Origin of the sequence: Streptomyces mangrovi (assembly GCF_900114215.1) — a bacterium.
Taxonomy (GTDB): Bacteria; Actinomycetota; Actinomycetes; order Streptomycetales; family Streptomycetaceae; genus Streptomyces; species Streptomyces barkulensis.
On sequence record NZ_FOSG01000018.1, the window covers coordinates 61154 to 83262 of the forward strand.

23 protein-coding genes and 1 pseudogene are annotated in these 22109 nt (G+C 70.5%); 10 read left to right on the forward strand and 14 right to left on the reverse strand.

Annotated features, from left to right (window positions below; translation table 11 throughout):
- Nucleotides 1-2: 2 nt before the first annotated feature.
- The 4 genes from rplC to BM237_RS22045 all read right to left on the reverse strand — a co-directional run bounded on the left by rplC (nucleotide 3) and on the right by BM237_RS22045 (nucleotide 4622).
- Nucleotides 3-650, reverse strand: a complete 648-nt coding sequence (gene rplC, locus BM237_RS22030; RefSeq protein WP_093851460.1) for a 50S ribosomal protein L3 — start codon at nucleotides 648-650, stop codon at nucleotides 3-5.
- Nucleotides 651-664: 14 nt separating this feature from the next.
- On the reverse strand, nucleotides 665-973 hold the full coding sequence (rpsJ, locus tag BM237_RS22035; RefSeq protein WP_004571821.1) for a 30S ribosomal protein S10: 309 nt from the start codon (nucleotides 971-973) through the stop codon (nucleotides 665-667).
- Nucleotides 974-1399: 426 nt separating this feature from the next.
- A complete protein-coding gene (locus tag BM237_RS22040) occupies nucleotides 1400-4315 on the reverse strand; it encodes a type 2 lanthipeptide synthetase LanM family protein (RefSeq protein ID WP_093851461.1) in 2916 nt (971 codons plus the stop codon).
- A 103-nt stretch (nucleotides 4316-4418) separates the two neighbouring features.
- Nucleotides 4419-4622 (reverse strand): DUF6229 family protein, encoded by a 204-nt coding sequence (locus BM237_RS22045; protein WP_093851462.1) that lies wholly within the window; start codon nucleotides 4620-4622, stop codon nucleotides 4419-4421.
- A 508-nt stretch (nucleotides 4623-5130) separates the two neighbouring features.
- Here BM237_RS22045 and BM237_RS22050 point away from each other — a divergent pair.
- From BM237_RS22050 to BM237_RS22065, 4 genes are read left to right on the forward strand one after another with little or no spacing between them, the layout of a single operon-like run.
- A complete protein-coding gene (locus BM237_RS22050; protein ID WP_093851463.1) occupies nucleotides 5131-6861 on the forward strand; it encodes a YwqJ-related putative deaminase in 1731 nt (576 codons plus the stop codon).
- Nucleotides 6861-7358, forward strand: coding sequence for an SUKH-3 domain-containing protein (locus BM237_RS22055; protein ID WP_245793920.1), 498 nt, complete (start codon nucleotides 6861-6863; stop codon nucleotides 7356-7358). Before BM237_RS22050 ends, BM237_RS22055 begins: the two co-directional genes overlap by 1 nt.
- Nucleotides 7351-7740: a YwqJ-related putative deaminase gene (locus BM237_RS22060; protein ID WP_093851465.1), complete on the forward strand. Its 390-nt coding sequence runs from the start codon at nucleotides 7351-7353 to the stop codon at nucleotides 7738-7740. Before BM237_RS22055 ends, BM237_RS22060 begins: the two co-directional genes overlap by 8 nt.
- The gene (locus BM237_RS22065; RefSeq protein WP_245793911.1) at nucleotides 7737-8714 is read left to right on the forward strand and encodes an SUKH-3 domain-containing protein; all 978 of its coding nucleotides are present in this window, start codon (nucleotides 7737-7739) and stop codon (nucleotides 8712-8714) included. The genes BM237_RS22060 and BM237_RS22065 overlap by 4 nt, the downstream gene beginning before the upstream one ends.
- Nucleotides 8715-8813: 99 nt before the next feature.
- On the opposite strand, the gene BM237_RS22070 is transcribed toward BM237_RS22065, so the two are convergent.
- The 3 genes from BM237_RS22070 to BM237_RS22080 form a co-directional block, all read right to left on the reverse strand.
- Nucleotides 8814-9020, reverse strand: coding sequence for a DUF397 domain-containing protein (locus BM237_RS22070; RefSeq protein WP_093851466.1), 207 nt, complete (start codon nucleotides 9018-9020; stop codon nucleotides 8814-8816).
- Nucleotides 9017-9904, reverse strand: coding sequence for a helix-turn-helix domain-containing protein (locus tag BM237_RS22075; RefSeq protein ID WP_093851467.1), 888 nt, complete (start codon nucleotides 9902-9904; stop codon nucleotides 9017-9019). Before BM237_RS22075 ends, BM237_RS22070 begins: the two co-directional genes overlap by 4 nt.
- Nucleotides 9905-10258: 354 nt before the next feature.
- Complete coding sequence (locus BM237_RS22080) at nucleotides 10259-11224, reverse strand: PASTA domain-containing protein (protein WP_175541097.1); 966 nt, start codon at nucleotides 11222-11224, stop codon at nucleotides 10259-10261.
- A 304-nt stretch (nucleotides 11225-11528) separates the two neighbouring features.
- Here BM237_RS22080 and BM237_RS22085 point away from each other — a divergent pair, with 304 nt between their 5' ends.
- Together BM237_RS22085 and BM237_RS22090 are read left to right on the forward strand one after the other, a co-directional pair.
- A complete protein-coding gene (locus BM237_RS22085; protein WP_425443729.1) occupies nucleotides 11529-11996 on the forward strand; it encodes an ATP-binding protein in 468 nt (155 codons plus the stop codon).
- Between the two features lie 99 nt (nucleotides 11997-12095).
- On the forward strand, nucleotides 12096-13007 hold the full coding sequence (locus BM237_RS22090) for a hypothetical protein (RefSeq protein WP_139238152.1): 912 nt from the start codon (nucleotides 12096-12098) through the stop codon (nucleotides 13005-13007).
- On the opposite strand, the gene BM237_RS22095 is transcribed toward BM237_RS22090, so the two are convergent.
- Entirely contained in the window at nucleotides 12991-13368 is a 378-nt protein-coding gene (locus tag BM237_RS22095) for a helix-turn-helix domain-containing protein (RefSeq protein ID WP_093851470.1), read from the reverse strand. The two genes, BM237_RS22090 and BM237_RS22095, sit on opposite strands and share 17 nt — an antisense overlap.
- Before the next feature lie 380 nt (nucleotides 13369-13748).
- Here BM237_RS22095 and BM237_RS22100 point away from each other — a divergent pair, with 380 nt between their 5' ends.
- The 4 genes and pseudogenes from BM237_RS22100 (at nucleotide 13749) to BM237_RS30075 (ending at nucleotide 15969) form a co-directional block, all read left to right on the forward strand.
- Nucleotides 13749-14675 (forward strand): helix-turn-helix domain-containing protein, encoded by a 927-nt coding sequence (locus BM237_RS22100; protein WP_093851471.1) that lies wholly within the window; start codon nucleotides 13749-13751, stop codon nucleotides 14673-14675.
- 276 nt (nucleotides 14676-14951) lie between these two features.
- Entirely contained in the window at nucleotides 14952-15410 is a 459-nt protein-coding gene (locus BM237_RS22105) for a helix-turn-helix domain-containing protein (protein WP_093851472.1), read from the forward strand.
- 3 nt (nucleotides 15411-15413) lie between these two features.
- Nucleotides 15414-15686 (forward strand): annotated as a pseudogene (locus BM237_RS30070) (PIN domain-containing protein); the annotation flags it as partial.
- Nucleotides 15687-15783: 97 nt separating this feature from the next.
- Complete coding sequence (locus BM237_RS30075) at nucleotides 15784-15969, forward strand: VapC50 family PIN domain-containing toxin (protein ID WP_245793922.1); 186 nt, start codon at nucleotides 15784-15786, stop codon at nucleotides 15967-15969.
- Nucleotides 15970-16295: 326 nt separating this feature from the next.
- On the opposite strand, the gene BM237_RS22115 is transcribed toward BM237_RS30075, so the two are convergent.
- From BM237_RS22115 to rpsL, 6 genes are all read right to left on the reverse strand, one after another.
- On the reverse strand, nucleotides 16296-16748 hold the full coding sequence (locus tag BM237_RS22115; protein WP_093851473.1) for a DUF3592 domain-containing protein: 453 nt from the start codon (nucleotides 16746-16748) through the stop codon (nucleotides 16296-16298).
- Between the two features lie 218 nt (nucleotides 16749-16966).
- A complete protein-coding gene (locus BM237_RS22120) occupies nucleotides 16967-17428 on the reverse strand; it encodes a hypothetical protein (RefSeq protein WP_139238153.1) in 462 nt (153 codons plus the stop codon).
- Nucleotides 17429-17649: 221 nt separating this feature from the next.
- A complete protein-coding gene (gene tuf, locus BM237_RS22125) occupies nucleotides 17650-18843 on the reverse strand; it encodes an elongation factor Tu (RefSeq protein ID WP_093851475.1) in 1194 nt (397 codons plus the stop codon).
- 225 nt (nucleotides 18844-19068) lie between these two features.
- Complete coding sequence (gene fusA, locus BM237_RS22130) at nucleotides 19069-21189, reverse strand: elongation factor G (protein ID WP_093851476.1); 2121 nt, start codon at nucleotides 21187-21189, stop codon at nucleotides 19069-19071.
- A gap of 39 nt (nucleotides 21190-21228) precedes the next feature.
- On the reverse strand, nucleotides 21229-21699 hold the full coding sequence (gene rpsG / locus BM237_RS22135) for a 30S ribosomal protein S7 (protein WP_093660564.1): 471 nt from the start codon (nucleotides 21697-21699) through the stop codon (nucleotides 21229-21231).
- Between the two features lie 2 nt (nucleotides 21700-21701).
- Nucleotides 21702-22073 (reverse strand): 30S ribosomal protein S12, encoded by a 372-nt coding sequence (gene rpsL / locus BM237_RS22140; protein WP_003948652.1) that lies wholly within the window; start codon nucleotides 22071-22073, stop codon nucleotides 21702-21704.
- Nucleotides 22074-22109 lie beyond the last annotated feature (36 nt).

The following is a 22109-nucleotide window of genomic DNA, read 5'->3' on the forward strand; positions in this document are numbered from 1 at the left end:
CCTCAGGCCCCCTTGGCCGCGGTACGGACCAGGACGAGGCCGCCGTTCGGACCGGGAACCGCGCCCTTGATGAGCAGCAGGCCCTTCTCCGCGTCAACGGCGTGGACGGTCAGGTTCTGGGTGGTGACCCGCTCGTTGCCCATGCGGCCGGCCATGCGCAGGCCCTTGAACACACGGCCCGGGGTGGCGCAGCCACCGATGGAGCCGGGAGAGCGGTGCTTGCGCTGCGTGCCGTGGCCGGCGCCGAGACCGGCGAAGCCGTGGCGCTTCATGACACCGGCGGTGCCCTTGCCCTTGCTCTTGCCGGTGACGTCGACCTTCACGCCCGACTCGAACACCTCGGCGGTGACCTCCTGGCCGAGCGTGTACTCGCCGGCGTCGGCGGTACGCAGCTCCACCAGGTGGCGGCGCGGGGTGACGTCGGCCTTGGCGAAGTGACCCTTGAGGGGCTTGTTCACCTTGCGCGGGTCGATCTCGCCGAAGGCGATCTGGACGGCCTCGTAGCCGTCCTTGTCTGCGGTGCGCACCTGGGTGACGATGCAGGGGCCGGCCTTGACGACGGTGACCGGGACGACACGGTTGTTCTCGTCCCAGACCTGGGTCATGCCGAGCTTCTCGCCCAGGACACCCTTGATCTGCTTGGTGGTCATCTCTACCGCGCCTCTCAGAGCTTGATCTCGATGTCGACGCCGGCCGGCAGGTCCAGGCGCATCAGCGAGTCAACGGTCTTGGGCGTCGGGTCGAGGATGTCGATCAGGCGCTTGTGGGTACGCATCTCGAAGTGCTCGCGCGAGTCCTTGTACTTGTGCGGCGACTTGATGACGCAGTACACGTTCTTCTCTGTGGGCAGCGGCACCGGGCCCGCGACCGACGCACCAGTACGGGTCACCGTCTCGACGATCTTCTTCGCCGAGGTGTCGATGACCTCGTGGTCGTAGGCCTTGAGCCGGATGCGGATCTTCTGTCCCGCCATGGCTACTTCGTAGTCCTGTCTCTCGTCACGCTCCGGGACCCGGTGGGACCACGCTCTCCTCCGACCCACGCGGTCGGGCGTGTCGCATTCCCGCCACCATGGAAATCCTTGAATTTCCCTGCTCGGGGATGCGGTGCGCGAGACCGCGGAACCGGGGGAGGAAACCCACCGGGCGCCTGGTCGGTACCCCGCCCACGCTTCCCGGAAGATTCCCGTACTTCCGCCCCTGACGAGGGGCGACGAATACATTGGGACTCGCTTCCGGTCCTCCCGGCGGGAGGCGCGCAGCATCGGCACTCAACCGAGCAACCCGGACAGTCTGCCACACGGGGCATCGCCGATGCCAATCGGACCCATCACGTTACCCCGCCGGAACGCCGCCGAATCCTGCGCACCCGCCCGCGGCCACCCCCTGGACGCCGTTCCCTAGCGCGGGCTCAGGCCCTCGGGAGCGGTGAGGAGCAGCGGGGTGCGGGGGCGTCCGGGGCCGGTGGCGTCCGGGGTGAGGCGGAGCAGCAGGTGCAGGACCCCGCCGAGGCCGGGCATCAGCCCCGGGGAGAAGGACTCCCGGGCCAGTCCGCCGACCGGGCCGCGGTGTTCGAGGTCGGTGAGCAGCCGGGCCAGCAGGTCCCGGGTGTCGGGGACGCGGACCGGGGGCGGGACGGGCGCGGCGCCGGGGTCGGGCGCGGGCGCGGGCAGGGCGCGCAGGTGGGTGAGCAGCTCGACGAGTCCCAGATCGCCGTGGCACAGGGTGTGGCTCCAGCCGAAGCCGTCGGCCAGGCCGGCCGCCGCCGCGCGGTGGGCGTTGACCAGGTGGGCGCGGTCCCCGGTGCGGTGGTAGAGGTCCACGGCTGCCAGGCCGATGCCGGTGCTGCCGTGGCACCAGGCGGTGGCGTGGTCCTGTTGGCTGCCGATGCGGGCGTCGTGCCAGTTGCCGGCCGCCGGGTCCCACAGCGACTCCTCGTAGGACAGGGCGGCCCCGGCCAGCTCGCGCCAGCGGCGGCGGTCGGCGTCGGTGCCGGCCTCGCCGAGGGCGAGGCGGTGCAGCGCCCAGCCCATGCCGGTGGCGCCGTGGGCGAAGCCGCCGATGCCCTCGGCGAAGAGCGCGGTGGACCAGCGGGCTCCGCGGTCGTCGCGGACGGCGGTGCGTTCCAGGCGGCGGGCCGCGCGGGCGGCGGTGGCCAGCCACCTCTCCTCGCCGGTGAGGTGCGCGAGGTTCAGCAGCGGGACGATCACCCCGGCGGCGCCGCCGAGGATGTCGAGGTCGGTGTCCTCGTCGAGCAGTTCGGGGGTGAGCGCGGCGGCGCGGAGCCGGGCGCGGGCCAGGTGGGCCTCGTCGCCGAGCAGCCCGTGCAGCTCGGTCCACGTCCACACCTGGGAGGCGATACCGGTGTAGCCGCCGATGAAGGCGGTGGCCGTGGTGTCCTCGGTGGCGGCCAGTACGCGCAGCGCGCCCTCCAGTACGCCTTCGAGCCCGGGTACGGGGTCGGCCCGGCCGCGCCGCACCTCCCGCAGGTATCCGGCCAGGGCGACCGCGACGCCGCCCTGCCCGGTGTACAGATCGGCCGCCAGCGGGCGGATGGCCCAGCCGACGCCGGTGAGCACCGGGCTCACCCAGGTGGCGGTGGAGTCCTCGCCGGTGACGGCCTCCTCGCACAGGGTCCGCACGAGCCCCGCCGCCATGGCGCGCCGGCGCCGCTCCAGTCGGTCGTGCCGGGGGGCGGGCAGGTCCGCCCGTACGCGGGGCGGCAGGGTGCGTTCGTTGAGGTAGGCGCCCACCAGGGCGCCCTGGATGACGGATTCCTCCATCCGGAGGTCCGCGCCGCGCCAGTCCGCCACCGCGTGCCGGATCGTCGCCTCGTCCACCACGGCGGTGAACACCGGGATGTCGCCGGTGAGCAGGTCCTCGATCTCCGATTCGATGATCTCGGGGGAGTCGGGCGCGCCGGGCAGGGCCCGGGCGTTGCCGAGCAGTACCTCGCGGGCCCGCTGCCGGGCCTCCTCCGGCCGGTGCAGGGAGGCCGGGTGCCACAGCATCCGGCCGATGTCGACGTACGCCTGGGTGCCGCGGCGCAGGTTCCGGACCCGACAGCCGGTGAACGGCCGCAGCAGTTCGGGCAGTCCGCCGCCCTCGGAGTCCATCCGGTGCAGGTGGGCGGTCAGTTCGCGGAATCCGTCGAGCACCCGGTCCCAGTGCCGGAACAGGGCCGGTTCGGCGGCGGGCAGGTTCGCCGAGGGCGGCGGTGCGATGAGTTCGGTGTCCATCCGGGCGCCGTCGGTGCCGCCGCCGGTGATGACGGGCACCGGTATCAGGGGCTGCTGTCCGGGGATCGCCCCGGCCGCCGAGAGGTCGGTGCCGCCCATGGCGTAACCGCCCATCCGGGTCGGCAGGATGCCGGTGCGCAGCACGGTGCGCCGGATGACGGCGGCGGCGGCGTCCACGGCGGCCCCGCGCCCGCTGTCCTCGGCGGGCGGGACGTCCCGGGTGAACAGGCATTCGGCGTCCACCACGACGGGCTCGGGGCCGTGGGCGATGAGGTTCTCGGCGTGCAGGTCGGTGCCGCCGGTCAGGCGCATCAGGGCCAGCCAGTGGCCCAGGGTGCGGTAGTACTGCGCGAGTTCGGCCTCGTCGGCGCAGTAGCGGTGCGGGACGTGGGCGGTCCAGCCGTAGCCGTCGCGCAGAAGCGCACGCGGGGTGCGCGGGCGGGGGCCGGAGGGCGCGCCGGGGTGCGACCAGAGGCGGACGAGCAGGTGCTCCAGCGCGGTGTCGGTGTCCAGGGGGCGCGGCTTGTACATCACGCTGCCGCCCTCGAAGGTGAGCTGGGCGACGGTGCGCCCGCCCCGGTGGGGGTCGCCCGCCCCGAGGCGGAGGGCCGTCAGCCGCCCGGCGGGGCGGCCCAGGAGTGCGGGGAGCCGGTCGCGGTCGCCGGCCAGGCGCCGGGCGAGTTCGGCGGCGGCGTCGGCCAGGGGGGCGGTGGCGCGTGCCACGCGCTCGCCGAGTCCGGGGTACCGGGCCTCCAGTCGTTCACGGAACTCGGGGCTCCGGGCCCGTTCCTGGAAGGCCGCCCAGCGTTCGCGGCCGTCCGCGCCGGGGAGGGCGCCCGTAAGGCTCTGGGCCCGCAGTTCCAGCAGCAGGAGCCGGTTGAGCTTGCGTTGCAGGGAGGCGAGCTGGGCGGTGCGTGCGGTGGCCGCGATCAGGGTCCGCTCCGCGTCGCTCAGGCCGGGTACGGCCGCCAGGCGGCGGCGCAGCTCGGCGGGGAAGCCGGCGGTCCAGGCGGCCACCGGCGCCTCGAAGTGGCCGGTCTCGGCCGGGATGTCCTGCCTGCCGGTGACGTCTGTCATCGCCTGCTCGCTCCTGTCGGTGTCCGCGGCCGTGCCGCGGCGGGGTCCTCCGGTGGTGCCCCGGACGGCGGCACGGCGCCGTCCGGGGCGGTGGTGGCGCCGGTCAGCAGCAGAAGGTGGTCAACGAGCCGGTGCAGCTGCTGCACGCGGTGAACAGGGCGTCGGTGGCGTCCACCAGCGCGGCCTCGGTGGCGGCGCCGCCCACGTACAGCGGGCCGGCCGGGTTGGGTTCGCCGTGGGAGTTCTCCGCGCCGTCGAGCCAGGCGGCGACGATCTCGTCGGCCCGCGTCAGAGTTGCCTGGGGCATGACAAACCTCCAGAGTGGTGGGAAATGTGAAGGCCAAGGCTCAGGTACTCACACTCCGGCCACAAGGACACCGGGCGGAATCCGGCCTCTCCTCACTGGCGACAACAGGAGCTTGCGCCCGGGAAGGAACCGGTCTCCGACGGCCCCCGCCGGGCGCCCCTGACAGACCGGCGGCGCGATGACGTGAGACGTTGTGCGCCCCGGCGCGCACCCCCTCGCCCGGCGGCTCGTGAGACCCGCCCGCGCACGCCCCGGCGCACGCCGGAACCGGCCATGATCCGCCCGCCGACGGGACCCGATCGCGCGGCCCGGCCCCCGGCGGGCCCGCCCCGGTGGCCCCACCGGCCCCTGCCGTACCACCGCCGCTCACTCCCGGACGCCGGTGTGGCCGGACCGTTCCGCCCAGGAGCCCCCCGGAGGTTTCCCGGAGGCTCCGTGTCACCCCTCTGCGGCATGATGACCGTACGACCACAGTGTGAACTGATCGGTTTACGGGGGGAGTTGGGCTGTGGGATATGTGCTGCCCGAGGGCGCCGACGCGATGCTCGACATCATCGGAGTGGGCTGGCCCAACGTCGACGAGGACGACTACCGCGACATGGCCAAGGAGCTGCGGGACTTCGCCGACGACGTCGACGAGGACGCCCAGGCCGCGCACAAGGGCATGGAGCGGCTGATCTCCTCCGGGCAGAGCGAGGCGCTGAGCGCGCTGAACGGCTACTGGGGCAAGGTCAACGGCAAGCACATGAAGGATCTGGGCGATGCCGCCCGGGTGCTGGCCGACGCGCTGGACGGGGCGGCCGGTCTGATCGCGGGCCGCAAGGCCGTGGCGGTCGGCGAGCTGATCGCGCTGGCCGCCTCCATCGGCATCGGACTGGCCGCCGCCCCGTTCACCGCCGGGCTGTCCACCCTGCTGAGCGCGGGCGCGATCCAGGCGTGCCGCATCGCGGTCAAGCGGGCGCTGAAGGAGGCCGCCGACCTGGCGGTGGAGGAGATCGTCACCGCGATGTCCGAGCCGGCGGTGGCCGCGCTGGAGAACATGGCCGCCGAGCTGGTGGTGCAGCTGGCCGCCAACGGGCTGGGCACCCAGGACGGCGTCGACATGGACAAGGTCGGCGACGCGGGCAAGGAGGGACTCCAGCAGGGGTGGAACCTGGCCTCCGCCGACGGCGGACCGCCGGCCCCGCCTCGCCTGGGCGGGCTGATCGGCACCCTGGACATCGACGAGGACGAGCACGACCGGGCCGCGACCAGGCTCAACACCGCCGCCGGCTCCCTCAACGGCCGCACCTCCGGCAGGCTGGGCAAGGCGCGCGGACACCAGGGCCGCACCCGCGGCCGGGACGAGATCGCCAACCTCGTCAACGAGGTCGCCGACCGGGGCATGGACGCCCTGGAGAAGGCCACCAAGCAGCTCGGCGATCATCTCGGCGGCGCCCTGCCCAAGGGCGTGCGCGGCATCGCCGACTCCCACAAGGACAACGACCGCCGCACCAAGGACTCCTTCGACAGGATCAAGCCCGGCGACGGCACCGACGGCGGCGGGGGGAAGGGTCCCAGCGGCGGTGGGCCGGGTGGAGGCGGGCCGCCGGGCGGCGGAGGCGGCGGCGACGGGCGGCCCGAGCGCCGCCCCATGAACCCGCAGCCCGACTGGCACGGGCGCAGCGCCGGAAAGATGCGGCACCACCGGGGCGACGCACTGCATGTGGACCACCTGCCCCAGGAAGAGCGTGTACGGGTCCTGGAGGAGGAGTCGCTGACCCTGGCCAACGCGGCGCGCGACGAGCCGGTGAGGGAGAAGGGTGACTACCCGGTCGGGAAGGACCGGCTGACCTCGGGGTGCTCGGGTAGCCTCCTGCACGACGGTGTCGTCACCTCGCACACCAGCACCACCAAGAAGCACGGCATGAAGATCCCCGAAACCCACCCCGCCGTCGCGGATGCGTTGAAGCAGGTGGAAACCGAGCTCACCGAAAAGGGGAAGAGGACAGGAGCCGGGCATGGCAAGTGTGCGGAGGTGTCCCTCATTTCCGACCGGCTGCACCAGATCGACCCTGACGGGTCGAAGATCCGTACGGTGGAGGACGCGCGTGAAGCGCTGTCGGGAGCAATGGTCCACACCCGGCAGATCGGCGAGTCCGTGACATCTGAGGAAAACCTCACTCATGGTGACTACAAGAAGCCGTGTCGTTCCTGTGAGCACATGCTTCCCATCCTCGGGGTGACGGCTCACAAGTGATGGAAGAGGAAGACGGAGGGGCGATGAGATTTCCTTCCACTCGGCAAGAGGCCGAGGCATGGTTCCGCCGGTACGGGTGGAGTCCTGAGCGCGACATCGGCGCCGAAGCGGACGTACTCGTCCAGAAGGCTAGGGAACAGGCCGCCGAATACGGCGTCTCCTACGTTGTCTCCGAGTTTGCACGTGACTTCATCCGGAGCTTCGGAGGGCTCAGAATCCTCTTTGACGACAGCCCCGAGAACCACTTCGTGGCGAAGCCGGGTTTTGCGTACAAGGGGGGAGCGGAAGGAATCGAGGAATTCTCCGGGGAACTGGGGGAAAGTCTCTTCCCGTTGGGCTTCGACACCTATGACGGTGCCGTCATGCTGGTGGACGGCAGAGGGCGCTTCTTCCTCATGCACCACACGGGCAACTACTACCTGGGCGATGATGCGCTGCAAGCCGTCACCAATTTCATGACGGCGGACATGCAGGATGCGGAGGACTTCTATGTCTGACGGTGTTCCCGGTGTCGCCGCCTCCCTGCTCGTCCGGGGCGCGGTCGTGAGCCAGACGAACCCGACCGGGGACGGGCGGCCCGAACTGCATCCGGCGGTAAGGGAGTTCTTCGACGCGCTCCCCCCGGAGCGCCGGGAGCCGTTCATCGGTTACTGCGCCGAGTCCGCGCTCGTCTCCGACCAGTTGTGGCGTCTGGACCAGGAGCGCGCGGACGGCCGTACAACCACCCTCGACGAGGCGCGTCCGCACTTCGAGGAATCGGCGATCATGTGCCGGAAGATCCGCGAGCAGGGCGACCCCGAGCACGGGCAGCCGACCCCGCCATGCCGTTCGTGCACGGCCCTCCTGGAGAGGCTGTCCGTGCGGATCCTGAGCGCGTGAGGGCAGCTCCCGTGGATCTCGTGGACGCCATGGAACCCGTGGAGGAGCACCCGGCGCTGCGGGCCGGTGGCTGGAGCCCCGGCCGGGACGTACCGGATCAGGCGATGACGGCGCTGCTGGAAGTGCTGAGCATGGTCTCCCCGGCTTCGGGCCCGCACCCGGCCCGGTGGGAACTCTTCCCCGCGGCGGAGCGGGCGCTCCGGGAGCTCCACGGCCTGCGCATACCGCCCGCCGGGGCGGGGAGGGACTGCGCGGCCACTGGGGCCACCGTCGATCCGGCTCTGGCCCGGCACGCCCACCAGGTGTTCGGTGAACTGGCCGAGGCGCTCGGCGTACGGCTCCTCCCCTTCGGCCGCACGGACGGCGACTCGCTGCTCGCCGTGGACGAGGCGGGCCGCCTGTTCGCCGTGGATCACGGCGGATGGTGGCTGCTGGGCGATTCTCCGGGTGCCGGGCTCGAAGCGCTGGCGCACGGGCAGGCGCCGCACCGCCTGGAGAGCCGCCGGTGGCGGTGGCGGATTCCCCGCGACGGGGACGGCCCGGTGGCCGAGGCGCTGCGAGCGGCCATGACCGCCGTCTACGTCCTGCACCGCCACGGCGTCCGCAGCGCCAGGACGCTGGGCGTCCGCGTCACGGCGCTGCGCGGCTTCGGGGCCGTGACCTTCGACGAGCGGTTCGACCTGCACCCCGCCTCGCTGGAGGAGAACGCCGGTCTCCTGGCGCGGGAGGTATCCGGCTCTCTGGGGAAGGCCGGGGCGGCTCTGCGCGGGGCGGAACTCGCCGTCTCGGTGCTCCCGCCGCCGGGCACGGCGATGCCCCTGGCCTCGGTCGACTGCCGGATCCGCGTGGACGGCTCGGCGGACGCCGCGCCCCTCGCGCTCGATCTGGCCGCCGGCCCCGGGGCGTCCGTCGGCACCGCCGGTGCGGCCGTGTCGGCCGCCGCCCGCGCCTTCGGCGCCTGGGCGGATGCCTGAACAAGGCAGGGCAGACTCTTCCAGCCGCCGCACGGCGACGCGTCCCGCACCCGGCCGGGGCCGGGCACGGGGCCGGGCACGGGACGCGGGCGGTTGAGGTCAGCGACCTGCCGTGCGCGACAGGAAGTCGGCCCAGGCGCCAGGCGCGAAGGCGAGCCGCGGGCCCTGTATGTCCTTGGAGTCGCGGACGTGGATGGTGCCAGGGGTGGCGGCGACCTCAACGCAGTCGTTGTCGTTGCTGCCGCTGTAGCTGCTCTTGACCCAGTTCAGCGCGGAACCGTCTCCGGCGGAGGGCTTGAGCGTCATGTGATCTCTCCCAGCAGTTTCTCGATGAAGGCCAGCGACTCCCGTGGGCTGAGAGCCTGGGCGCGGATGATGCCATACCGCAGCTCAAGCACCTGGACTTCCTTCGGATCGGAGACCACGCGGGTGTTGAGCTGGGACTCGCAGTAGCCCACCGCCGTGCCGTCCCTGAGCTTCAGCACCTGAAGCTGACCTCCCATCCCCGCATGCTCCTCACGATCCAGCGGCATCACCTGGACCTCGACGTGCCGCAACTGACCGATCTCCAGCAGGTGTTCGAGCTGTTGGCGCAGCACCATTCTGCCCCCGAGCGGGCGCCGGAGCGTCGCCTCTTCCTGGACAAAGGTCAGTGTCGGGGTCGGCCTCCGCTTGAAGATCTCCTGTCGGGCCATGCGAGCAGCCACGTACCGTTCGAGGTCGTCCTCGGAGTGAGCCGGGCGCCTCATGTTGAACAGTGCTCGCGCGTACTCCTCCGTCTGCAACAGACCGTGGATGTTGTGGTTGTTGTAGCCGCCCATCTCAACAACTTCGGCCTCCAGCTTGGCCAGATCCCGTACCTTCTTCGGGTACCGGGCCTCCTCCACGTCCTTCTTCATCGCCGCGAGCTTGCCGCTCGCGCCCACGACCTGGTCCGCCTTGCCCAGGAAGTCCGGGTGCGGCAGGCGCCTGGCGCGCTCGACCGCCGAGACCATGCCCAGGCTGTAACCGATGGCGTCGCCCAGCTCCTGCTGGGTCAGCCCGGCCGACTCCCGCCACAGCTTGATCTGGCGGCCGGCGGCCTTCACCACCGGTGCGTACTCGTCGTCCCAGTCGGGTTCCCAGGTCGTGCCGTCCGCGCCGTCCGTGGTGTGGATCCCGCGTGCCGCACCGTTGTCGTCCACAGCCATGTGCACCAACCCCTCCGTGTTCGCCGTGCCCGTGTCCAACAGCGCCCGAAACGAAGCCGTCACGCCGTACAGGCCGCACAGCCTCGGCCCGCACCCGTACAGCCACTCCCCGTCGAAGCGCCGTCACCAGGAGTCACATTAGGCACGGAGAGCCCGTTAACGCACTCATTCGGCGGAAAATCCCTCGAACAGGAAATTCCACTTCATACAGTCGTTCCGTCGGAGTCATGAGCGGGACCGGCGGACTCGGGCGCGGCGGGACGACGAGGCCCCTGCCCGTCGCGCCGGTGGACTCGTCCACCAGTGCTTCGGACAGGGGCCTCGTCGGTCGGCGTCCCCTACCTGGTCACGCCCTTACGAGTAGTTCCAGCGCTGCCCGTCGGCGCGCTGCTTGCAGTAGATGATCCGGCCGGCGGAGTTGTGCGTCTGCATTCCGAGGTGCTTGTTGGCGCAGAACTGCCCGGCCTGGTAGCAGTTGCCCGCCGGGGAGGTCAGTTCGCACTGGCCGTTCCACTGGCCGTTCCACTGGGCGGTACCGCCGGAGCCGCCCGAACCACCCGAGCCGCCCGAGGAGCCGGAACCGCCAGTGGACCCACTGGCGGCCGGAGGCGGCGGCGGGGTGTAGTCGGGGTCGTTCTTCTTGTCCTTGTAGGTGCCCTTGCCCGACGGGCAGGAGCCGCCCTCGACCAGGGTCAGCTTCGCCTCGGTGTCCGGCTTGGCGTCCTTGCCCGCCGAGGGCGACTGGAAGCAGACCTTGTAGCCTTCCGGGTCCTCCTCCACGTCGGCGGCGGAGATGGAGACGTCCTTGTACGCCGACTCGACGTCGATGTCGTCCTCGTCGACCCCCACCTTGGCCAGCGCCTTGACGGCCTTGGCGTAGACCTTGCCGGTGACGTCGGGAATCCGGGGCCAGGCGAGCGGGCCGCCGTCCTTCTTCGGGCAGAGAGCGCCCTCCCGGACGGCTCCGTAGTCGACGGTGCCGTAGCCGATCTCCTCGAAACACACCTTCCATTTCCCGGAAGGCTCGGCGTCGCCCTTGTTGGCGTTGTGGGCGGTGACCTCGTAACCGGCTTCCTCGGCGGCCTCCCTGGCCGCTTCGAGGGCCTCGCCCTTCTGGGAGGAGATCCTCTCCGGCTCCGCCGTCACAGTGGCCGTCGCCGTCGCCGTGACGGTGACGGTCTCCTTCGGCTCCGCCCCGGCGCCGGCCTCCGAGCAGGCCCCGAGCAGAAAAGCGCCGAAGACTCCGAAGGCGATGAACCTCCCGCGGATCGCGGCGCGGCCCCCCGCCCGCTTTCCCCGTCCCGGAAGAGTCCGGATCATCTTCCGACCATGTGCTTGCTGTCCGCGCGATATGTTCCGCGCAGCGTGAAACAACGTCATCCCGCCCCCCTGGCAGTGCCGTTCGTGCCGCGAATGCTAGCCGCGCGGGGCCGCCGGGGCGGGCGATACGCAAAACCGGTTCTCCGCCCGTGACGGGTGTCTGGGTCGAATGCCGCGCACAGCGGGGCGGGAAGGATCGCCCCTCACGCACCGGCCGCACAAGCCCGCACAAGAGCCGAACAGGATTCCCCTGAGCAGGAGTCAGGTATGGCCGGGGAGGATGCGGGCGGACACGCTGGGTGACGTGACTCCAGAGACCACCCGCACCGAGAGGCCCGCCCCGGCCCCCGCCTCCGCCCCCACCCGGGAGCTCGCCGTGCTCCTGTCCTCGACCCGCCGGGGAGCCCGGCTGGCGCGGCTCCTGACCGTCGCGCACCTGGCCGACCAGGGGTTGCCCACCGAGGCGGCCGCGCAGATCACCGCCGAGCTGGCGGGCAATGCCGTCCTGCACGGGCGCGTACTCGGCCGGGACTTCCGGCTGGGCCTGCGCGTCACCGGGAACGGCGGTGACGCCGACGGCGTCACGCTGCGCATCGAGGTCTCCGACGCGCGCGGTGACCGCCTCCCGGCCGTGCCCGGCCCGCCGGCGTCCGAGGACGCGGAGGGCGGGCGCGGGCTGCTGCTCGTCGAGGCGCTGGCCGACCGCTGGGGCGTGGAGAGCTGGCCGCCGCCGCGCAAGACGGTCTGGGCGGAACTCGATCTCCGCCCCTGACCCCGCCGCACGCACGTACCGCCCACGCACCACCATGGACACGCCCCCGATGACCAGTGAGACCGCCCGCGCCGCGCGCGGCTACGTGGAGGTGCGGCCGTGAGCGAGAGCAGTTGGCGCCGCCGTATGCGCGAGACGCACGCCGAGGACACCGAGCGGCTGCTGGACGACCTCGGCACGGATGACCGCAGTGATCTGGAGATCGAGGCGGACCACCGTGCCGGCCGACTGGCGGCCCTGCGGGAGATCGACCCTTCAGCAGGCCTCCGGGAGGAGCTGAGGCTGCGGCTCACCGGTCCCGAGGCTGATGCCGGGGCTCTGCGCTTCCAATGGGGAGACGCCCTGCTGGACCCTTTGGAGAAAGCCGTCTCGAAGGCGGCGGGCACCCCCGTCGAGCTTGAGGTGACCGGGATCTCCCAGGGCAGCACGGTTGTTCACGCACGCCCTGTGGACGCCGCCCACTCCGAATCCGGCTCGGACACGCTGGGTCCCGTGGTGGCGTCGGCAGCCGATCAGGGGGTCCGGAGGTTCGCCCGCCTTCTCACCGCCCTGGAGGGGCAGCGGGACGTACGGGAATGGGCCGGACTGTTCGACTCGGTCGAGGCCCTCGCCAGATCACTCGACCGCTTCCGGCTGGACCTCGGGGTGACGTGGTACGCCGCCGATGGCGGAATCCGTCAGGCCGGTCTGACCCGTCGTGGCATCGAGTACGCCAAGCGGCTTCAGGAGACCAGGGACGAGGACCAGGAGATCGTCATCTCCGGCTATGTGACCGAACTCCGCGGCAGTGGCATGGTGAAGGTGAAGAGCGGCCAGGCGCACAACGCACCGGCCTACGAGGTGAGGATCGACCCGGAGCCGTTGATGGCCATGAGGCTCTCACTGGGCGACAACGTCCACCTTCGGGTGTGCTTCCGGCGGAAGCTGGACGCGGTGGGCCGCACCCGGACTTCGGAGTACCACTACCTGGGAACCGCGGCGGAGGAACTCCCCTTCACCACGGAGCAGTAACGGCATTTGCCGGAGTGGGCACACCGCCCCGGCCGTCGCCGTCGCGGCGCGGGGCGAAGACGAACGCCGACTCGTCGCCGTCCAACTCGGCGGCCGGCGAGGCGTCCAGTGCCTTGGCCAGGCGGGTCAGCAGAGGCAGGGTCGGCACCGAGTCGCCCCCCTCGATGGTGGAGATCCGCTGCTGGGTCATTCCGGCACGTCTGGCCAATTCGGTCTGAGAGAAGCCGAGTTCGGTACGCCGGTCGTAGACCGCCCGGTCGAGCGCGAACGCGTGCCCGGCCTCGGTGTAGGCCGGGGACTCCTCGACCGCCTCGCCCAGGAGCCTCCTGGTCCGGCGGGTCTTCCACCGCGCGTGGTTCACAGTCCGTCCTCCTCGGTCCGGTCGTGGGTGTGCCCGGCGGGGCCCGTCCACCGGCTCGCGGGAAAGCACGTTCCGGTGGGTGGGGACCCGGCGGGGCACGGCGTAAGAAGCTTCAAAGGACCGGAGAGAGAACCCCACCCAACCCAACCGGACCCCGTCACTCGTACGGGTGAGTCGTGGGGCCGGACCGGCGTGGCGGCCGACTCCCCGGCATAGGCTCGCCGCGACAGGCACCAGCGAGCACCGCAGAGCACTGCGGGACACCGCAGAGCACCACCGGGTGCCGCAGATCACCGCCGCAACCGCAGACATGCGACGGCCCCCGCCGGGACGGCCATCCCGGACGAGGGCCTGACCACCGAGGAAGAGAGAGCTTCCCGATGGCTGAGCCGCAGCCTAGCGCGCCCCCGCGCGCGCCGTCCGCCGTTCCGCGCGGCGGCGTCGTCCACGTCACCGCCCGGCACACCGAGCGCTTCACCGTCGTCGGCAACCACCTCGCCCAGCACCGCGAGCTGTCGCTGACCGCGATCGGGCTGGCCGTCCACATCCAGTCGCTGCCCGACGGCGCGCGGGTGGACATCCGCACCCTCGCCGCCCGCTTCGCCGAGGGCGAGACGCGGATCGCCGCCGCGCTGCGCGAGCTGGAGGCGCACGGCTATCTGTCGCGCAAGCGGGAGCGGCTGCCGAGCGGGCGGGTGGTCACCCGCACGGTGTCCTACGACCACCCGGCGGCGGTACGGACCGGGCAGGCGGAGCGTGTGCGGCCGTACCGGCCCTCGCGACCGCCCGTACGCCTGCCGGAGCCCCGGCCGGCCCCGGTCCCCACCGCCGAGCCGGCGCCCGAACCCGCGCCCGTGTCGGCCCCGTCTCCCCCGTCCCCACCGCCGCTGCCGCAGCCGCGCACCACCGGCAACCCGGTGCGCGAGCGGGCCGCCACCGCGATCCTGGCCGAGCTGCGGCGCGACGACCCCCGCCTGCTGCTCTCCGAGCGGGACGTGACGCGCCTGGCCCCCGCCGTGGTGGCCTGGCTGGAACGCGGGACGGACCCCGACGCCGTACGCCGCACCCTGGCCGCCGGCCTGCCCGCAGAGCCGCTGCGCCACCCGGCCGCCCTGCTCGCCCACCGCCTCACCGCGCTGCTGCCGCCGCACCTCCCGGCGGCACCACCGCCCGCGCCCCGGCCACCGCGCCCGGACCCGCTCCGGAACTGCGACGGCTGCGACCGCGCCTTCCGCTCCCCCGCCCCGGGCCTGTGCCGCGACTGCCGCGAGGCCCGGGCCGCCGCCCCACCACCCCTGGCCGCATGACCGCCTCGGCCGGCAGCCCGGCACGTCTCACGCGCGTTCCGGGGAGGACGACCGCGTGCAGCGCGGGTCACGGACGCCGCACCGGCACCAGAGGAGGCCCATGGGATCAAGGCCCGCACGAAGAAGCGATTCCCGGGTCGTCTTCGCTGGCGGCCATGGGTGTACAGGACACGATCAGGCCATTCGTTTGTTGCGCCTGTTTCGAATGCTGCGAATAATGGAAGGATGTCGAAGAAGGCCCCTGCCGGCATACACCCGCACCCGAGGGAGCCCCACATGAGCAAGACGGACATCCACCCCGTCCGCCTCCCCCCGGAGGAGACGGAAACAGCCAACCGAGCCCTGTCCCGGGTACGCAGCTACCTGGAGAGGCACCGTGACGTTCCGAGGATCGGCGTCACGGTCGAGGGGGAAGGAGCCGAGCCACTCACACTGCCGCGAGAAGCGGTCGAGCTACTGGCCACCACACTCGCCCACCTGGCAGCCGGCCGTAGCGTCTCCATCGTTCCGCAGAACGCGGAACTCACCACCCAGCAGGCAGCCGACCTGCTCAACGTCTCACGCCCATTCCTCATCGGGCTCCTGCAAGCCGGAGAGATCGAATACCGCAAGGTCGGCAAACACCGGAGGATTCCGGCCTCCTCCCTGATGGACTACAAGCGACAGGACGACGAACGCCGCCGTCAAGCCGCCGATGAGCTCACCCAACTGGGCCAAGAGATGGGACTGATCTGAAGCATGGCCTTCGTTGCCCTGTACGACGCCAACGTGCTGTACCCGAGCACCCTGCGTGATCTGCTCGTCTCCATAGCGCAGGACGGCCTCGTGCAGGCCAAGTGGACCGATCGCATCCTCGATGAGACGTTCCGCAACCTGAAGGCCAAGCGGCCCGACCTCGATCCCGTCCGGCTCGACCGGACCAGGGAGGCCATGATGAGGGCCGTGCGTGACTGCATGGTCAAGGGCTACGAGCCCCTCATCGAGGCCCTTGAGCTTCCCGACCCGGATGACCGCCACGTCCTCGCGGCGGCCATCCGGGCGAAAGCCCAGCTCATCGTCACGTTCAACCTCAAGGACTTCCCCCCGCGACGCCTTGTCGGCGTGGGACGTGGAAGCCAAGCACCCCGACGCTTTCATCGAGGACCAGATCGACCTGGACCCTGCCGCCATGTACGCGGCGGTGCGCCGGATCGCGGACAAGTGGAAGAATCCACCGGGGACCGTGGAGGACGTGCTCGGATCGCTGGAGCGAGACGGCATGGTCGCCGCCGCCGCGGCTCTGCGAGCGCTCTGACCGGACTTGGGAACCCCCTGCCCGGCCATCCCGGCGAAGGGCCCGGTCACCTCGTGTGCCGGAAAGCCCGTCCGCTGTCGGCGGCCGTCACTGGGGTGTGGCGGTGTGAGCCAGCACAGCGACACCACAGGACATCCTTGCCGTCCTGGTCGTCATCGGCCTTCTCGCCGTCGACGGTGATGATGCGGGGCACGGGTTCGAGCATGCCGTCGCCGCCCCCGTCCGCGCCGCCGCTCCCACCACTGGCCGTGTGAGCCGGCGGTCCTCCCGCCGCGTGTGCGGCACGGGTCGGCTTTCGGATTTCCGCCGGCGGCGGGCCGGAAGTGTCACTCCGCGACCGGACTGCTCCGCGCCGCCCGCCGGTGGGCGCCGAGATTGTCCCGGACCCACACGAATACCAGCAGCAGCATGGTGATCACCATCATGAGCCCGACGAGGATCACCACGCCGTACGCGATCCCGTCGTTCGCCGTGGAGTGGACGGTCGCCGTCCCGGGGCGCTCCGGAAGGTAGCGCACACGGACCGTGTCGCCGACAGCCTGGTCACCGGTGGCCCAGAACTGGTGGGACGTACCGTCGGCCGTGGTGAAACGTACCTTGATCTTCTCGGTGGTGCCGCCCTGCGGAGACGATCTCACCTTGTCCTTCGCCAGGACGGTCCCGTCGACCGACCGTCCACGCTCGGCGATCGCAAAGACGTCGCGCAGCCCGTCGACTCCCATGAGGACGGCCCAGCACCCGATGACGGCACAGACCACCACCACGGCCGCTCCGGCCACCGTCTTCCCCGTGATGTGCGCCCTCGTACCAGCCCGGCGCGACCGCCCCCGCGCGCTCACCGGCTCCCGCCCGTCCAACGGATCACAGCCCCTCCCGGACCTCGCACCAGGCCGCCTCCTCCTGTGCTCCTCCGAGGCGTTATCCCCGTCGCACGGCCCCCTCACCCGGGAGACCCGGTACTCGTTCGCGGCTTACGGCGCCGCCTTGGGCAGGGCCCTCACTTCACCATGTGCTTGCAGCCCAGGACGTCCTTGCCGTCCTGGTTGTCGTCGACCTTCTCGCCGTCGACGGTGATGGTGCAGGGCGCCGGCTTGAGCATGCCGTCCTCGCCCGGGACCGATCCGGGCACGACCGACACCAGGACGCCGACCTCCTGCTCGGCCTTCGTCAGGGAGAGCTCGACCGTCTTCTTCCACGGGAGTGTGACCTGCTCGGTCCTGTTCCCGTCGGCGACATAGGCGATCTGCGTCTTTCCGGTGCCCCGGACCTCAAGGGTCACCTCGCGCACCACCTCGCCGCCCTTGTCCGCGCCGCCCGTGCTCCCGCCCGGCTCCTCGCTGCCGGAGGCCGACGGGGCGGGCTTCCCCCCGGCTCCCCCGTCGTCCCCGCCGCCGCATCCCGTCAGCAGCACACCGGACACGATCAGGGCCAGTCCCGCGGTCGCCTTGCGCATACCCATACCCACTCCCCCTCGCGGATCGGAAACCGCCCGGGGCGTCTCCCGGACCGCGCCGACGATCCTAGTCAGCCGGACCCGGCCAACGGCCTCGGGGGCAGTCCCGTTCACCGGCCAGGACAGCTGCGCGGACCGGCGGGCAACGGAAAGGGCCCGCACGACTGACGTCGTACGGGCCCTTTCGCCGACCGAGAGGTCAGCGGTGCCTCAAGAGGCGGACCGGGTCACTTGACGATCTTGGTGACCTGGCCGGCGCCCACGGTCCGGCCACCCTCGCGGATGGCGAACTTCAGGCCCTCCTCCATGGCGACCGGCTGGATGAGCTCGACCTTCATCTCGGTGTTGTCGCCCGGCATGACCATCTCGGTGCCCTCGGGGAGGGTCACCACGCCGGTCACGTCCGTGGTACGGAAGTAGAACTGCGGGCGGTAGTTGTTGAAGAACGGGGTGTGGCGGCCACCCTCGTCCTTCGACAGGATGTAGGCCTGGGCCTCGAACTCGGTGTGCGGGGTGACCGAACCCGGCTTGATGATGACCTGGCCGCGCTCGACGTCCTCGCGCTTGATGCCGCGGAGCAGCAGACCGACGTTCTCACCGGCCTGGCCCTCGTCGAGCAGCTTGCGGAACATCTCGATGCCGGTGACCGTGGTGGAGGTCTTCTCCGGCTTGATGCCGATGATGTCGACGTTCTCGTTGACCTTCAGGACACCGCGCTCGATACGGCCGGTGACGACCGTACCGCGACCGGTGATCGTGAAGACGTCCTCGATCGGCATCAGGAACGGCTTCTCGACGTCACGCTCGGGCTCGGGGATGGACTCGTCCACGGCCTTCATCAGCTCGAGGACGGAGTCGGCCCACTTCTGGTCGCCCTCGAGCGCCTTCAGCGCCGAGACGCGGACGACCGGAACCTCGTCACCCGGGAACTCGTACTCGGAGAGCAGCTCACGGACCTCGAGCTCGACGAGCTCCATGATCTCCTCGTCGTCCACCATGTCGGCCTTGTTCAGGGCGACGACGATGTACGGGACGCCGACCTGGCGGGCCAGGAGCACGTGCTCCTTGGTCTGCGGCATCGGGCCGTCGGTGGCGGCGACCACGAGGATGGCGCCGTCCATCTGGGCGGCACCGGTGATCATGTTCTTGATGTAGTCCGCGTGACCCGGGCAGTCGACGTGGGCGTAGTGACGGGACTCCGTCTGGTACTCGACGTGCGCGATGGAGATGGTGATACCGCGCTGGCGCTCCTCGGGAGCCTTGTCGATGTTCTCGAACGCCGAGGCCTCGTTCACGTCCGGGTAGGCGTCGTGCAGCACCTTGGTGATCGCCGCGGTAAGAGTCGTCTTACCGTGGTCGATGTGACCGATGGTGCCGATGTTGACGTGCGGCTTAGTCCGCTCGAACTTCGCCTTCGCCACTGGGGTCCTCCTGTGGACTGGTGCTGTACTCCCCCGCGCTCTGCGGAGGGGTTCAGGTGGTCGTGCCGAACCGGTCAGGACCCCTGAGGGACGACCTTGACCGTTTCGTATCTGGGTGGGCGGGCTGCCGGGGCCCCTCATCGGGCGGTGTGCGCCCGATGAGGGAGACCCCGAAGGCCTTGTTGTGCTCCAGCCTAATGGGTGGATAGCGCCACGAAACGTGCGCTACTCGCCCTTGGCCTTCGCGATGATCTCCTCGGCGACGTTCCGGGGAACCTCGGCGTAGGAGTCGAACTGCATCGAGTAGCTCGCGCGACCGGAGGTCTTGCTGCGCAGGTCACCGACGTAACCGAACATCTCCGACAGCGGAACCAGGCCCTTGACGAGCTTGGCGCCGGCGCGGTCCTCCATGGCCTGGATCTGGCCACGGCGGGAGTTGATGTCACCGATCACATCGCCCATGTAGTCCTCGGGCGTGGTGACCTCGACGGCCATCATCGGCTCCAGCAGGGCCGGGCTGGCCTTGCGGGCGGCCTCCTTGAAGACCATGGAGCCGGCGATCTTGAACGCCATCTCGGAGGAGTCGACGTCGTGGTAGGCGCCGTCCAGCAGCGTCACCCGCACGCCGGTGAGCGGGTAGCCCGCCAGCACGCCGAACTCCATGGCCTCCTGGCAGCCGGCGTCCACCGAGGGGATGTACTCCTTGGGGATGCGGCCACCGGTGACCTTGTTGACGAACTCGTAGCCGTCGCCCTCGAGGGGCTCGACCGCGATCTGCACCTTCGCGAACTGGCCGGAACCACCAGTCTGCTTCTTGTGCGTGTAGTCGACCTTCTCGACGGCCTTGCGCAGGGTCTCGCGGTAGGCCACCTGCGGCTTACCGACGTTGGCCTCGACCTTGAACTCGCGCTTCATCCGGTCGACCAGCACCTCAAGGTGCAGCTCGCCCATGCCCGCGATGATGGTCTGCCCGGTCTCCTCGTTCGTCTTGACCTGGAAGGACGGGTCCTCCTCGGCCAGACGCTGGATGGCGACACCCAGCTTCTCCTGGTCGCCCTTGGACTTCGGCTCGATGGCGACCTCGATCACCGGGGCCGGGAAGTCCATGGACTCCAGGATCACCGGAGCGGACGCGTCGCAGAGGGTCTCACCGGTGGTGGTCTGCTTCAGACCCATGACGGCGACGATGTCGCCGGCACCCACGCTCTGGATCTCCTCACGCTTGTTCGCGTGCATCCGGTAGATCTTGCCGATGCGCTCCTTCTTGCCCTTCACCGAGTTCAGCACCTGGGTGCCGGACTCCAGGCGGCCCGAGTAGACCCGGATGAAGGTCAGCTTGCCGAGGTGCGGGTCGCTCGCGATCTTGAAGGCGAGCGCGGCCAGCGGCTCCTCGTCGGAAGGCTTGCGCTTGATGACCTCGTCGGCGTCGGAGGGGGCCTGCCCCTCGATCGCCTCGATGTCGACCGGCGACGGCAGGTAGCGCACGACCGCGTCGAGCAGGGGCTGAACGCCCTTGTTCTTGAACGCGGTACCGGTGAACACCGGGGTGACGGTGGTGCCCTCGCCCTTGCCGGACTCGATGGTGATACGGCGGATCGCCGAGTACAGCTGCTCCTCGGAGGGCTCCTCGCCCTCCAGGTACAGCTCCATCAGCTCCTCGTCGTTCTCGGCGACGGCCTCGAGCAGCTTGCCGCGCCACTCCTGGGCCTGCTCCGCCAGCTCGGCCGGGATGTCGACGGTGTCGTACATCTCGCCCTTGGCGGCCTCCGCCGACCAGACCAGGGCCTTCATGCGGACCAGGTCCACGACGCCCTGGAAGTCGGACTCGGCGCCGATCGGGATCTGCATGACCAGCGGCTGCGCGCCCAGGCGGCTCACGATCATGTCGACGCAGCGGAAGAAGTCCGCGCCGGTGCGGTCGAGCTTGTTGACGAAGCAGATGCGCGGAACGCCGTAGCGGTCCGCCTGGCGCCACACCGTCTCGGACTGGGGCTCGACACCGGCCACCCCGTCGAACACCGTCACCGCACCGTCGAGCACGCGCAGCGAGCGCTCCACCTCGACGGTGAAGTCGACGTGTCCCGGGGTGTCGATGATGTTGATGGTGTGGTCGACGTTCTCGAGCGGCCAGTGGCAGGTCGTCGCGGCCGACGTGATGGTGATGCCGCGCTCCTGCTCCTGCTCCATCCAGTCCATGGTGGCAGCGCCGTCGTGGACCTCACCGATCTTGTAGCTCACACCGGTGTAGAACAGGATCCGCTCGGTGGTGGTCGTCTTGCCCGCGTCGATGTGGGCCATGATCCCGATGTTGCGGACCCTGGCCAGGTCAAGTGAAGTGGTAGCCATAAGGCTCAGTCTTCTCTCGGTTCTCGATGGGGGAAGCGACTACCAGCGGTAGTGCGCGAAGGCCTTGTTGGACTCGGCCATCTTGTGGGTGTCCTCGCGCTTCTTCACGGCGGCGCCGAGCCCGTTGGAGGCGTCGAGCAGCTCGTTCATCAGACGCTCGGTCATCGTCTTCTCGCGGCGCGCGCGGGCGTAGCCCACGATCCAACGCAGCGCGAGAGTGGAGGAACGGCCGGGGCGGACCTCGACCGGAACCTGGTACGTGGCGCCACCGACGCGGCGGGAGCGGACCTCGAGGGTCGGCTTCACGTTCTCGAGCGCGCGCTTGAGCGTGATGACCGGGTCGTTGCCGGTCTTCTCACGCAGGCCCTCCATGGCGCCGTACACGATGCGCTCGGCGGTGGAGCGCTTGCCGTGCAGCAGCACCTTGTTGATGAGGGAGGTCACCAGAGGAGAGCCGTAGACCGGGTCGATGATGACCGGTCGCTTCGGGGCGGGGCCCTTACGAGGCATGCTTACTTCTCCTTCTTGGCGCCGTAGCGGCTGCGAGCCTGCTTGCGGTTCTTGACGCCCTGGGTGTCGAGGGAGCCGCGGATGATCTTGTAGCGAACACCCGGCAGGTCCTTCACACGGCCACCGCGCACGAGCACGATGGAGTGCTCCTGCAGGTTGTGGCCCTCACCCGGAATGTAAGCGGTGACCTCGATGCCGCTGGTCAGACGCACACGCGCGACCTTACGCAGGGCCGAGTTCGGCTTCTTGGGGGTGGTGGTGAAAACGCGCGTGCAGACGCCACGGCGCTGGGGCGAACCCTCGAGTGCCGGCGTCTTGTTCTTCTCGACCTTGTCCTGTCGGCCCTTGCGGACCAACTGCTGGATCGTAGGCACCGTTTCTCCGGTTTCTGTGTGCCAGTCTCGGTACAA